The organism is Photobacterium angustum (assembly GCF_003026365.1).
Classification (GTDB): domain Bacteria; phylum Pseudomonadota; class Gammaproteobacteria; order Enterobacterales; family Vibrionaceae; genus Photobacterium; species Photobacterium angustum.
Genome location: NZ_PYOM01000001.1, coordinates 355,725 through 369,802, shown reverse-complemented (window position 1 = coordinate 369,802; position 14,078 = coordinate 355,725). Strand labels below are relative to the sequence as shown.

At 39.9% G+C, this 14,078-nt stretch carries 11 protein-coding genes, 1 pseudogene and 1 other annotated feature; of the genes and pseudogenes, 10 read left to right on the top strand and 2 right to left on the bottom strand.

Going from position 1 to position 14,078, the window contains the following annotated elements:
• Positions 1–364 precede the first annotated feature (364 nt).
• The 4 genes and pseudogenes from CTN01_RS01860 (at position 365) to CTN01_RS01845 (ending at position 5,419) form a co-directional block, all read left to right on the top strand.
• Positions 365–1,002, top strand: a pseudogene (locus tag CTN01_RS01860) (YchE family NAAT transporter).
• A 207-nt stretch (positions 1,003–1,209) separates the two neighbouring features.
• Positions 1,210–2,028, top strand: a complete 819-nt coding sequence (locus tag CTN01_RS01855; protein WP_005370644.1) for an ion transporter — start codon at positions 1,210–1,212, stop codon at positions 2,026–2,028.
• A gap of 145 nt (positions 2,029–2,173) precedes the next feature.
• The gene (locus CTN01_RS01850) at positions 2,174–4,531 is read left to right on the top strand and encodes an AAA family ATPase (RefSeq protein WP_107188413.1); all 2,358 of its coding nucleotides are present in this window, start codon (positions 2,174–2,176) and stop codon (positions 4,529–4,531) included.
• On the top strand, positions 4,532–5,419 hold the full coding sequence (locus tag CTN01_RS01845; protein ID WP_045148170.1) for a mechanosensitive ion channel family protein: 888 nt from the start codon (positions 4,532–4,534) through the stop codon (positions 5,417–5,419). It begins immediately after the preceding gene.
• 67 nt (positions 5,420–5,486) lie between these two features.
• On the opposite strand, the gene cysS is transcribed toward CTN01_RS01845, so the two are convergent.
• A complete protein-coding gene (gene cysS / locus CTN01_RS01840; RefSeq protein ID WP_045148168.1) occupies positions 5,487–6,869 on the bottom strand; it encodes a cysteine--tRNA ligase in 1,383 nt (460 codons plus the stop codon).
• 202 nt (positions 6,870–7,071) lie between these two features.
• On the opposite strand from cysS, the gene CTN01_RS01835 reads away from it, so the two are divergent.
• Positions 7,072–7,566 (top strand): peptidylprolyl isomerase, encoded by a 495-nt coding sequence (locus CTN01_RS01835; protein WP_005370640.1) that lies wholly within the window; start codon positions 7,072–7,074, stop codon positions 7,564–7,566.
• Between the two features lie 45 nt (positions 7,567–7,611).
• Positions 7,612–8,352, top strand: a complete 741-nt coding sequence (gene lpxH, locus CTN01_RS01830; protein WP_045082680.1) for a UDP-2,3-diacylglucosamine diphosphatase — start codon at positions 7,612–7,614, stop codon at positions 8,350–8,352.
• 28 nt (positions 8,353–8,380) lie between these two features.
• On the opposite strand, the gene CTN01_RS01825 is transcribed toward lpxH, so the two are convergent.
• Complete coding sequence (locus CTN01_RS01825; protein WP_045148167.1) at positions 8,381–9,283, bottom strand: sulfite exporter TauE/SafE family protein; 903 nt, start codon at positions 9,281–9,283, stop codon at positions 8,381–8,383.
• A gap of 321 nt (positions 9,284–9,604) precedes the next feature.
• On the opposite strand from CTN01_RS01825, the gene CTN01_RS01820 reads away from it, so the two are divergent.
• The 4 genes from CTN01_RS01820 (at position 9,605) to hisD (ending at position 14,072) form a co-directional block, all read left to right on the top strand.
• Positions 9,605–10,831 (top strand): EAL and HDOD domain-containing protein, encoded by a 1,227-nt coding sequence (locus tag CTN01_RS01820; protein ID WP_045148165.1) that lies wholly within the window; start codon positions 9,605–9,607, stop codon positions 10,829–10,831.
• 2 nt (positions 10,832–10,833) lie between these two features.
• Entirely contained in the window at positions 10,834–11,358 is a 525-nt protein-coding gene (locus CTN01_RS01815; RefSeq protein WP_080896172.1) for a YchJ family metal-binding protein, read from the top strand.
• Positions 11,359–11,693: 335 nt separating this feature from the next.
• Positions 11,694–11,829: a sequence feature (His leader region), on the top strand.
• A gap of 41 nt (positions 11,830–11,870) precedes the next feature.
• Complete coding sequence (hisG, locus tag CTN01_RS01810) at positions 11,871–12,767, top strand: ATP phosphoribosyltransferase (protein ID WP_045148164.1); 897 nt, start codon at positions 11,871–11,873, stop codon at positions 12,765–12,767.
• A gap of 3 nt (positions 12,768–12,770) precedes the next feature.
• A complete protein-coding gene (hisD, locus tag CTN01_RS01805) occupies positions 12,771–14,072 on the top strand; it encodes a histidinol dehydrogenase (protein WP_045148162.1) in 1,302 nt (433 codons plus the stop codon).
• Positions 14,073–14,078 lie beyond the last annotated feature (6 nt).

Below are 14,078 nucleotides of genomic sequence, written 5' to 3'. Positions count from 1 at the left end.
GTGATAATTATCACCTTTTCATATGCCAATTGGTCAATATTGAGCCATTACTCTTGATAAGCATTTCGTTTCACCATAGTAGTTCATCTTTTCAACAATGAAAGTTTATTAATATAAATGGAGAAATATTTCTCTAGAACTAAAAAAGCAGGCTTTTTTTTGTGGTTAGTCGAATAATATAAGATTAAAATATCACCAAGTGATTAACTAACACTGGTTTTAACTGTCAAAAAAATAACACACATAACCTAACTAATAAGTTAATAACTACGCCTTATATACGAGGCTTTTTTACACTGAGATCAACTGTATTGATTAATACTATTCTCATGACTTACACATAGTAAACCTAACCGAGAAAATCATGCAAGCCATTGAAATAGGAATATTTTTACACTTTTTTGTCGGGCTTTTTGCAACAGTTAATCCTGTTGGTATTATGCCTGTCTTCGTGTCATTAACTGGTTCAATGACACCTGAGAGCGTAATAAAACGGCGTTAACAACCAATACTGCTGTTGTTATTATATTGGTGGTAGCTCTTGTTGCTGGCCAACACTTATTGGATCTCTTTAGTATCTCTATTGACTCATTCCGAGTCGCCGGTGGTTTGCTATTACTGAGTATCGCTTTTTCAATGATGAGCGGTAAGATTGGTGAGGTGAAGCAAAATAAAGAAGAGAAATCAGAGTCAGCCATTCGTGAACAAGTCGGCGTTGTACCACTTGCAATGCCTTTAATGGCAGGGCCAGGTGCTATCAGTTCAACCATTGTTTATGGTTCCAAGTATCCAACAATGACATCAACGATTGGCATTGCCATTACCATCGTTGTATTTGCTTTTGGCTGTTGGTTACTATTTCGGTCTGCCCCATTAATTGTACGCTTCTTAGGTCAAACAGGGATTAATGTTATTACTCGTATCATGGGTTTGATCCTTGCCGCACTTGGTATCGAATTTATTATTAATGGATTAAAAGTGATGCTACCAGGCCTAGTTTAAGCGTCACAACATAAACACCTCGCTAATAAAAGATAATAATTAAATATAAAGTCTCGATTTTTTCGGGACTTTTTATTATCAATTACCTACGCCCATCATTTACGCACTTACCTAATACTATTTTTGCTATACTAGTTTGCTGATTGATATGCCATACAAAATAATAACCTACTTCTGCGTAAGCTCACGGCTAACTAACACTTAATTATGATTAAACTAACTCTAAGACAACGTCTTTACCAAATTATTTTTGGCACCTCTACACGCGCTGGACAGCTATTCGATATTGGCTTAATAATCGCTATTGTTAGCTCTGAACTGATCCTAATCATTTCATCTGTTGCCAGTATTGAATCAAAATTCTCCACAGCGCTGTTAGGTGCTGAGTGGCTATTTACGATCTTATTTACCATTGAATATATTCTGCGCTTGTATTGTTCGCCACGCCCTCTTGCTTACGCGCGCAGTTTTTATGGCATTATTGATTTAATTGCCATTGTGCCTGCTTACATTTCTTTCTTTGTGCCAGGTTCAAACTATTTACTGATCGTACGTTTAATCCGTGTTTTACGTATTTTCCGTGTACTAAAACTGGCTAGGTTCTTACAAGACTCCAATATCCTTTTACGTTCACTACGCCATGCCCAACGTAAAATCTTTGTTTTCTTTAGCTCTGTATTAATTCTAGTTACCGTATTTGGCTCGTTAATGTTCTTAATTGAAGGTCCTGAAAATGGCTTTACCAGTATCCCTAAAAGTATTTACTGGGCTGTCGTAACTATTACAACCGTTGGTTATGGCGATATTGTGCCTCAAACTGTGATGGGTAAAGCGTTAGCTTCATTAACCATGTTACTCGGTTATTCAATTCTTGCCGTTCCCACCGGTATTTTGACCGCAGAGCTCAATCAAGAAATGAAAACACATCGGAATCTAAGACGATGCCCGAATTGTGCGACCAGTGGTCATGAAGTAGATGCTGATTACTGCAAAAAGTGTGGAACACAACTCCCTGAAAATATCTAATTATCATTAAATTAAACCATTAGCTTTAATGATTAACCACTTGATCTTTAAGACGTGATCTGATTCTTACTTTTACAAGATAACAATTATTCTCGTCTTATTTGGTCTACCTTTATCTTCATCATTTAGGAAATATGAAAAATTAATGCGATTAACGATATACTCATTACTCTGTAGTTTCATTCTGATATTCAGTGCTTCAGCATCTGCTACGCTAACACTTTTTGAAACAGACCAGCCTGAATTAACCCAAGCAGCAATGAGCATAAATACTGCCATTAATCAGCTACCTGATCAGCATTTGTTCACTCATAACGATGTCAAAGAAGTTAATTCCTTACTATCTAAGACCCTCTCACAACAAAAGAAACATCAAAAGTTACTAGCAACAGCACTGAATGAATACCATAAAAGCGATGATAAAGAACAAGCGTGGGAAAAACTGTCATCGGTTTACAGTTCACTACTGAGCATTAGCCAAGATAAAGAGCGCCTTCTCAATTTAAGTTCATCAGCTATCCAAGATAAGGTGACAGGATTTGGCCCTTTTGGCGTTCAACAATTTAAGTTAGAGCTATCAATCACAGCACTTAACTTACAGTACATGGCCTTATATCAATTACGCAGTTTCCATGATTTGCTAAAAGATATGCTGATCTCACCAGTACCCATTCTTGTGGTTGCCTTAAAAGTTTTCGCTATTTTATTTTTACTTTCTTGGTGGCAGCGTAATAGCGCACGTTTGATCGAACATTTTAGAGAAACACAACTCGAACATAACCCGCACCCCAATCTTTTGTTTCGTGCGATTTGGTATATCAGTCGAGCGCACCGTCCAATTGGTTGGTTAATTGCAATCACGCTTTCACTGCGTATTGTTTCTCAATTACCAAGCTTGCATCACTTGATCTACTTGGAAATCTTCACCTGGTGGATTCTTGGTGGCTCAATTGCAGTACGCTTTATTCTCGAGTTTGCGCGTCGTAATAGCATCAATAATAGCGATGCTGAAGTTGTCGCATTACGTCTTTCAACTATTCGCCAATACGTATGGGGATTTATTGCCGCAGGCGTAATTCTACAAATTTCAGCGCGTACACTGGGCCAAGGCACCATCTATGCGTGGATTTGGTCAATTATCTTCTTTGCTTTTATCTTATTAACCTTAATTACGCTGCGTCGTTGGAGGCATATCGTCTTTAAGCGTTTAAAAGGCGCGACTCATCTTCCCCTTTCTATTAAATGGGCGCTCAAACATAAAGATAAATTATTACTTTCAATTCCAGCAACGGCACTAGGCGCAGCATGGCTTACCTTACGTCGCTTTCAACACACACTAGTTGCTAACTTATCAAAGTACATTTTCTTTCGTCATGCACTCGCCTACCTATTCCGTATTGAAGTTGCTAAACAAACAGAAACCTCACGCGAACAACTCAATATGGTTCGTATCAAAGGTGTCGCTACTTATGAATATGTAAAACCTGGTAGTGATGATAGCCCAATCATTGAAGACTATGCGTTAGAAGAAATTAAACAGCTTTCAGGCTACTTATTGACTGATAAACCCGCAGTTTGTGTTGTTTCTGGTGAGCGCGGTATTGGTACAACGACGCTTCTTCGACGCTTGTTACACAAAGTTAAAAATGCAACACCGATATACATTAACTGCCCTTATGATGGCTACGCAGAATTGCTACAACAGTTCTCTACCGCACTTGGTCTTGCAAGTGACAGTTGTGAAGATGATATTCTTGAATACTTACGTAATAGTGAAACAACCTATTTAATCGCTATCGATAACGCTCAACGATTGGTGACACCTAAAGTCGGTGGACTGAAAGATCTAATGAGTATCGCTAATTTATTGCGTAAAACACGGAAAAGTCATCGTGCGATTATTGCAGTTGAAAAATCATGTTGGCGTTTTGTTGATCGTGCTCGTGGTGAGCGTTTACTGTTTGATTTAGTCACCTTTATGCCACGCTGGAGCGAACAACAAATTGGCGACTTATTAAAAACCCGTACCTCTTCCGAAGGAGAATTTGCCATAAGCTTTGAAGGGTTAGTGCTGCCTCGCCAGTGGGATGAAGATGACATCACAGAAGAAGAAAGAGCTCAGCGAGGCTTTTATCGTATTCTGTGGGATTACTCTGATGGTAATCCTACGGTTGCTGTACGATTCTTCCGTTTCTCTCTGCAACGAGATAAAGACACAGATAAAGTACTGGTGCGTTTATTTAAAGCACCACAATCTGAAGATTTAGAGCAAATGCCAAAGCCGATGTTAGCAGTGCTACGTTCTATCGTGCAGTTAGAGGTCGCATCCCCGCAAGAGCTCTCTGAATGTACTCAGCTCAGCCTTGATGAAGTTATTGGTACATTACGTTACTTTCAAAGTCGTGGTTTTATTGAATGGTCAGATGATAAAGCGAAAATCTCCGATCACTGGTTCCGTCATATAACTAATGTTCTCCACCGTCAGCACTTATTGGTGAAATAAATGAAGCGTTTATTCTGTCTATTTAGCCTAATACTTCTCAGTTTTTCACCAGCAGTTTTTGCTGATGACATGCCAAACATTGAAAGCTTGCAACAATTTGCTAGCCTTATTCGTTGGAGTGGTGTGCTCTTTTCAGCATTAACGGTTTGTGCCGCTTGGATATTACTACGATTCATTCAATCAATTGTTGATGGTATCAGTAGCCAATTTGCTCAACGCCGAATGTTGCTGCAAAAGTTGCAATCTTTCTTCCAATTCTTCATTTATATGTCGACGGGTATTGCCGTCTTTATGATGAGCTTCCGTGTTGATGATCGTATCTTAGCTTTGATAGGCGGTACTATTGCGGTATCTGTTGGTTTTGCCCTTAAAGACTTGGCAGCCTCGTTCATTGCAGGATTAACAGTGATGATTGATAGACCTTTCCAGGTTGGCGATCGTGTAACATTTGAAGGCAATTATGGTGATATTATTACTATCGGTTTGCGTTCTGTACGTATGCGTACCTTAAATGACGATATTATCACCATACCAAACAACAAATTCTTAAGTGAAGTCACCGTCAGTGGTAACTATGGCGCATTGGATATGCAAGTAGTAATCCCCTTCTATATCAGTATGGATCAAGACATCCGCTTAGCCCGTGATTTAATCCAAGAAGCAGCGTCATCAAGCCGTTATATTCACCTACCAAAACCTGTGACGGTTTTAGTAAAGCAAACGATCACCGATAACTACCTAGCAATCATGTTAACTTGTAAAGCATATGTGGTTGATACCAAATATGAAAAGTTATTTGAAACTGATATTACGCTGCGTGTAATGGAAGAATTTGCACGTAATGGTATTAGGCCACCAGCGATCGCACTCAAAAGTGCCAATGCTTAATTCGTATTTATATTACTGATATAAAAAAACCGAGCACTTAGCTCGGTTTTTTCTTATGGGGATGTAATTACTTACGACGCCATGTTGTGCCTTGTGCACCATCTTCTAAGATAATGCCCATTGCTAATAACTTATCACGAGCTTCATCTGCTGCAGCCCAATCTTTTGCTGCACGCGCATCGAGACGTTGTTGAATCAATGCTTCAATTTCAGCCACATTATCATCTTCACCAGCACCACCTTGTAGGAAAGCTTCAGGCTCTTGAGATAGAAGACCAAGTACATCAGCAAGCTCACGCATACGTGCACCTAATGCAGAAGCTGTAGCAACATCATCTGTTTTCAAACGGTTAATTTCACGCGCCATATCAAACAGTACTGAATAAGCTTCAGGTGTATTAAAGTCATCGTCCATCGCTTCTTTAAAGCGAGCAATAAACTCTTCACCACCAGCCGCTTCAACAGATGTGTCCAAACCACGAAGTGATGTGTATAGACGCTCTAGTGCAGAACGTGCTTGTTTCAAGTTCTCTTCGCTGTAGTTTAGCTGGCTACGGTAGTGTCCAGACATTAGGAAGTAACGTACCGTTTCAGGATCGTAGTGGTTTAATACATCACGAATCGTGAAGAAGTTACCTAATGACTTAGACATTTTCTCGCGGTCAACCATTACCATGCCACTGTGCATCCAAGTATTTACATACTGGGTGTCGTGCGCACAGCAAGATTGTGCGATTTCGTTTTCATGGTGTGGGAACTGAAGATCTGAACCACCGCCGTGAATATCAAAGTGATCGCCTAAGATTGCAGAGTTCATTGCTGAACATTCAATGTGCCAACCTGGACGACCTGGGCCCCATGGTGATTCCCATGTAGGTTCACCTGGCTTAGACATTTTCCATAAAACGAAATCTAGTGGGCTACGTTTTGCCATATCAATATCAACACGCGCACCTGCTTGAAGTTGGTCAAGATCTTGCTTAGATAGACGACCGTAATCTTCATACTTGCTCACTTCAAACATGACATCGCCATTAGAAGCAACATATGCAAAGCCACGCTCAATTAAACGCTCACAAAGCGCTATAATTTCTGCGATAAACTGTGTCGCACGTGGTTCAACATCTGGACGTTTCATACCTAACGCATCAAAGTCTGCATGCATTTCACCGATCAAACGCTCAGTTAATGAATCACAACTTTCGCCATTCTCGGCAGCACGCTTAATGATCTTATCGTCGATATCAGTGATATTACGAACAAATGTTAAATCATAACCAGAATAGCGCAGGTAACGAGAAACCACGTCAAAAGATACAAACGTACGACCGTGTCCGATGTGACACAAATCGTAGATCGTTACTCCACAGACGTACATGCCTACTTTACCAGGCTGGATTGGGGTGAATGCCTCTTTCTGTCGTGTGAGCGAGTTATAGATCTTTAACATGTCTCTTCATTACTCATAGTAGTAGGATTACAAATTCGAAGGGTAATTACACCTTTTATGCCTTTTGTTGGCAAGGAAAATCCTTTAATGAATGCTATTTTAACCATTAGCCACCGATTAATCGGGTAATGTTTGTCTGAGCAGGCTATGGTAAGTTAATATTCAAGACTTAAAGAAAAATACTCCATTAAAGGAAAAGATCATGATTACCCTTCACACAAATTTTGGTGACATCAAAATTAACCTATTCGAAGACAAAGCACCTCAAACGTGTGCAAACTTCCTTCAATACTGCCGTGATGGTTTCTACAACGGTACTATTTTCCACCGTGTTATTGATGGTTTCATGGTTCAAGGTGGCGGCATGCTTCCTGGTATGGAAGAGAAAGAAACTCGCGCTCCAATTCAAAACGAAGCAAATAATGGCCTAAGCAACAAAACAGGTACACTTGCAATGGCGCGTACTAACGCTCCTCACTCTGCAAGCTCTCAGTTCTTCATCAACGTAAAAGACAACAACTTCCTTGATTTTACTGGTGAAAACATGAGCGGTTGGGGCTACTGTGTATTTGCAGCAGTGGTTGAAGGTATGGATGTAGTTAACAAGATTAAGGCTGTGAAAACAGGCCGTCACGGTTACCACTCTGATGTACCCGTTGAAGATGTTGTTATCGAAAGCGTAACTATCGAAGAATAAGTCTTCATTGATATTAAGGGTGGCATTAGTCGCCCTTTTTCTATTATGACAACACTATTTATTTCAGATCTGCACTTAAGTGCTGAGCGTCCCGATATGACAGCATGTTTTTTGCGATTTATGGCAGAAGACACAAAAAATATTGACGCCTTATACGTACTCGGGGATTTGTTTGAGATGTGGATTGGTGATGATGAAGACTCACCTTTTTTACAACAAATCAAACAGGCCTTTAAAACCCTCACAGACTCGGGGGTTCCTTGCTATTTTATCCATGGTAATCGCGACTTTTTAATTGGTAAACGTTTTAGCCAACAAACGGGGGTTCAGTTACTTCCTGAACATTGTATTGTTGAACTGTACGGAAAACCAACCTTAATCCTCCATGGCGACACTTTATGTATAGAAGACGAAGCGTATCAACGTTACCGTAAAAAAGTGCATAACAAGTTTATTCAATGGTTATTCTTCCGCATTCCTCTCTCTCGTCGTATTAAAATTGGTGAGAAGTTTAGAAGTAAGAGTAGTAAGAATAATCAGATGAAGAGCCAATCCATCATGGACGTCACACAAAGTGAAGTGGTGAGATTAATGCAAGCATTCCATGTTGATCAAATGATCCATGGTCACACCCATCGACCAGATATTCATTCACTTATTGTTGATAATAAACCAGCCTCACGCATTGTCCTCGGTGATTGGTATGAACATGGATCGATATTAGTCGTTACGCCTGATGGTTATCAGCTAGAAACCCGTAATTTTGATACTAATCAGCAGCAATAAAAAAGGTACGCAGTGCGTACCTTTCTTTTTATGCGATCTTTTCTTCGACACTGACTTGCTTGAGCTGTTTTCGATCAGCCACCCAAGATCGATACATCGTCAAAGAGGTATATAAGACAACCCCATAAACAAGCCAAGCCAACAGCTTCATATCTAGCGATTTCACTAAATAGGCTGCAATCACCACACCGATAGGACCTGTTATTGCAACCGCAACTGACGCTCGACTATTAATTTTGTCTCGACGTAAGAAACCACCAGCAGAAAAGAAGCCTAAAAATCCACATGAGCACATCATCACAGGGAACGCAGCAAGCGGATTCATACCTAGCATGTAGATCATCGTCATACACGGAGCATACAAACCGATACCAACAGTCATCAGAGCGCCAAATAAAAAGTTACCAGCAATACCAATCGCCAATTTCCAACCACTTAACCCTAAACTCGTGCCACCTAATGGAAATAGCTTTAATTGACCCGCAAGCATCAAACCGGCCACCACCAGGAGCGCACCACTCATCACAATACGTATATGTTGGCGATCCCAATTAGAGACTAAGCGCGCACCGACTGTTGCCCCTAAACACGCTGAAACGACGAGACTTAATAAGGTAATTGAATCTACATTTACTGCAGTGAGAAAAATAAGCGCTTGTACGACCGTGGCTAACACCGCTTGGCAATTCATTGTTCCGGGAAGAACTTGATCATCAATAAGCTTAAACTGTTTGTAGCCTGCCGTCATAATGGCAAAGCTTCCCACCCCTAAAGTGTCGCAGAAGTTTGCAAAACCACCAATTAAGGCAATGGGAATAACTCGTGTATCTGCTTCCTGCTTTCGGTTTCTTCGCCATGCCATCACAAGCATAACAATAAAAACACTACCACCAACAAGCAATCCCGCTTGTATCAAGGTAAATATAGACATAAATATTACAAATACGATTTGATAAAAAATTGAATAGGTAGTTCAAGTAATTCACGAAAATAGTGAATATTTAAACACTGCTATTATGAACTCAAAACAGATCTCACACCATTTTTATTATTTATAATAGTTTTATATGCTAATATATTTATAAGGTGTAATTCTTTTAACCATATGTGAACGTGATGTACTTGACGCTTCAATACTTTATTTAAATAGTGTTAAAAACATCACTTTGTGAAATATATAAATTTGATATGCTCTAGCTAATAATAACAATACTAAAATGATTTTATTCTTTGGACTTTTCTGTAGATTTCAATGTTCTCATATATTGCTCGACAACCCATTTTAAACAGAAATAAGCAAACTATTGGCTATGAACTTTTATTTAGGGATGGCCCAGATAACTGCTTTCCAAATATTGGTGATGAGCAAGCTACAAACCGTCTGCTTAACGATAACTTTTTCAGTTCAGCTGGAGAAGCTCAATTAACATCAGGTAAACGTGCATTTGTTAATTTCCCTTATAGTTCAATAGTATCAGGTACACCTCTTCTTTTCCCAAAACAAAGTTTCATCATCGAAATCCTTGAGAATTGCGAACCAACTGACGAACTTTTTGAAGCTGTAAAGAAACTTCATCAAAGAGGCTACACACTCGCACTTGATGATTTTATCCCTAATAAACAATGGACTCGTTTTTTCCCGTATATCCATATTATTAAATTCGATATCCGTATTATCAGTATTGAAAAAGCCGCACGATTTATTCAATTCTATAAAGAAAAAACAAAACTACGCTTCTTAGCCGAAAAAGTAGAAACACAAGAAGAATACCAACAAGCTTATGATGCGGGCTTTGATCTTTTCCAAGGCTTCTTTTTCAGTAAGCCAGAAATGATCCAACGAAAGTCATTAAAACCCTCATCTTTAACAACATTACGTTTGTTTAAAGAAATTTGTGTCACTGATGTTGATTTTGACAAAATTGAAGAAATTATAGCTACTGATCTAACCTTATCGTACAAATTACTTCGTCACGTCAATGCACTAACATCAATGCGCTCAAAGCCCGTAACCTCTTTTAAACAAGCGTTAATTTTTCTTGGTGAAGATCAGCTACGACGTTTTGTCACATTTGTCGCAACCTCGCATGCGGTTGAAAAAAAACCTCACTCTCTTTATAACTTATCACTCCAACGTGCACATTTTTGTGAGCAGCTATATCGGACCCGAGTACCCAAAGATAATGGTAACCAGGCCTTTCTTACTGGGTTATTTTCCTTATTAGACTCTTTGCTTGATCAACCATTAGAAGAGTTGATAGAACTCCTCCCTTTAAGCGAGCAAGTTAAGTTAGCGTTAACTAAACGTGCAGGCCCTTTAGGCGCAATATTAAACCTAACAGATGCTTACGATCAGGCAAATTGGCCATTAGTTAGAAAATACAGCACCGCATTGAAAATCAATGAATCAAGCATTGCAGACTACTATTTAGAATCAGTAAAATGGTCTACTGAATATGAGAAAACCTCGGCTAAATAAACATGTCTAAACACACATCAATGTGTCCTTGTGGAAGTAATAAGCCTCTTATTGAGTGCTGTAAACCTATCCATCTTGATCATTCAAAAGCAAAACACCCAGAACAACTGATGCGTGCACGTTACAGTGCCCATGTGCTTGGGTTAGTTGATTTTGTCGTCCAAACTTATCACTCTAGTTGTGAAGCAGAACAGCACCGCGATGCCATTGCAGAATCAGTATACTTAACATGGTTAGGGTTAGATGTTCTAAACAGTGAAATCGCTGAAAGCGGCGAAGGTTTTGTTGAATTTAAAGCCATGTACAAAGAAGCAGGCAATGAATACATCCTGCAAGAACGTTCACGTTTTTTACAACAAGAAAAAGATAGCAAGCTATGTTGGTTTTACATTGATGGTGAATACCCAGAGCCACCACCAGTAGAACAAACAGCCCCACCTGCTCCCGTTAAAAAAGAGAAAGCCGTCGGTCGTAATGATCCTTGCTTATGTGGTAGCGGTAAGAAATATAAAAAATGTTGTGGTTAATATAGGGTTAACATTCTTCTCAATAAAACCGATCTTAGCATCGGTTTTTCTTATTCAAGTATGCTAACCCACGCAAAACTATGTGCTAAGCCAATAATTCACCTACCTTATTTCTTTCGACACAATTAATTTAACCATCTAAAAGTCAACAAGTTAGGAAATTTCTTCTTACAATTGCGACTACGCCTAAACTATTTTCTAAAAGAAAAATAAATCAGATAAAAGGCTAAAAATAATGTTGCATTATCTAACACTCTTAGTTAGTGTGGATAACAAGAAAGTAACACCATTATGTATTAACGAGATTTTATTATGCGTATCCAAATGACTAACAATCATATTCATCATCATCCTGACTAGTCTTTCGGGAGGATACGCCTCACCCTGGAAGACAACATTATCTTCCAGTGGTCACAAGGAATAATCAAATTCAGACCCTCGGAAGATACAAGCTTCCGAGGGTTTTTTAATACCAGATTTTGAATTAAGTGAATTAAGACAGGGAAATGATTATGCAAACACAACGATTACGCATTGCGATTCAGAAGAAAGGCCGCCTAAGTAAAGAGTGTCAAACACTGCTTAAACGCTGTGGTGTGAAATTTAACATGGTAGGCGAACGTCTTGTTGTTCACGCTGAAAACATGCCTATCGACTTGCTACTTGTTCGTGATGACGACATTCCTGGTCTTATCATGGATGGTGTGGTTGATTTAGGTGTGATTGGTGAAAATGAACTTGAAGAAGTCGGCCTTGAACGTGCTGCTCGCGGTGAGCCATCAGATTATAAAAAACTACGCCGTCTAGATTTTGGTGGTTGCCGCCTTTCTATCGCAATTGATAAAGATGCTAAGTACAACGGTCCTCAAGATTTAAACGGTAAACGTATTGCAACGACTTATCCGCAATTAGTTAAACGCTATATGGATGAACTGGGCGTTAAATTTAGCACTTGCATGCTAAACGGCTCTGTTGAAGTTGCTCCTCGTGCAGGTCTTGCTGATGCTATCTGTGACTTGGTTTCAACCGGTGCGACACTTGAAGCAAATGGCCTTAAGGAAGCAGAAGTTATCCTGCGTTCAAAAGCGGTACTTATCCAATCAACAGAAAGGTTAGATGCAGAGAAACAAGCATTAATTGAACGCTTACTAACCCGTATGCAAGGCGTGATTCAAGCAAAAGAATCAAAATACATCATGCTGCATGCACCAACAGATCGCCTAGATCAAATTAAACTCCTACTACCTGGTGCTGAAGATCCAACGGTACTTCCTCTTGCTGAAGACAAATCTCGTGTTGCTATCCATTTAGTGAGTTCTGAAAACCTATTTTGGGAAACAATGGAACAGCTAAAAGAATTAGGCGCAAGCTCTATTCTAGTATTGCCAATCGAGAAAATGATGGAGTAATCGATGAAGACAGTTGTATGGCAATCCTTAAGTGAAAGTCAGCGAGAAAATCTTCTTGCTCGACCAGCCGTTAATAATGGCGCTAATATTAGCGCTATTGTTTCTGGCATTATTAGCGATGTCCGTGAACGTGGCGATGAAGCTTTACTTGAACTGACAGAAAAATTTGATGGTATTCGTCCAGCATCCATCAAAGTCAGTGACACAGAAATCGATGATGCATGTGCTCGATTAAGTACAGAGATGAAAGAAGCGCTACAGCAAGCTTTTGACAATATCAGTACCTTCCACAAGGCACAGAAGCAACCGACACTCCGTGTAGAAACACAGCCTGGTATCATCTGTGAGCAAATGACACGCCCTGTTAATTCAGTTGGTTTATATATTCCAGGTGGCAGTGCACCACTACCATCAACCGTATTAATGCTCGGCGTGCCCGCTAAAATAGCAGGTTGCCAAAAAGTGGTGCTGTGCTCTCCACCGCCTATTGCAGATGAAATCTTATACGTTGCTAAATTATGTGGCATCGATGATGTTTACAATGTCGGTGGCTCACAAGCAGTTGCGGCAATGGCCTACGGCAGCAAAACCGTCACGAAAGTCGATAAGATTTTTGGCCCAGGCAATGCCTTTGTCACAGAAGCTAAACGTCAAGTGAGTAATGATTTCCGTGGTGCTGCTATTGATATGCCAGCAGGTCCTTCTGAAGTATTAGTCATTGCTGATAGCAGCGCAGATCCTGACTTTATCGCAGCTGACTTACTTAGCCAAGCTGAGCATGGCCCTGATTCTCAAGTCATTTTGGTTACGCCTGATCCAGTGATTGCTGATAAAACTGCTGATGCTATTCAACGCCAACTAGCTGAATTATCACGTGCAGATATTGCTAAAGAAGCATTAGGTTCAAGCCTGTTAATTGTCGCTGAAACATTACCTCAGTGTATTGCGATTTCTAACAACTATGGGCCTGAGCACTTAATTGTTCAAACCCGTACGCCACGTGATTTAGTGCCATTACTTGACAATGCAGGCTCAATTTTCTTAGGTAACTGGTCACCTGAATCTGTTGGTGATTATGCATCTGGTACTAACCACGTATTACCAACCTATGGTTACACACGGACTTATTCAAGTTTAGGCTTGGCTGACTTTTCTAAGCGTATGACAGTACAAGAGCTGTCTGCGGATGGCCTACTGGGGTTAGCAAAAACAGTAACCACGATTGCCGATGCTGAAGGCCTTGATGCCCACAAACGTGCAGTAACAATCCGTGTTGAAAAATTAACAGCTAAGCGTGAGGGGTAAATCATG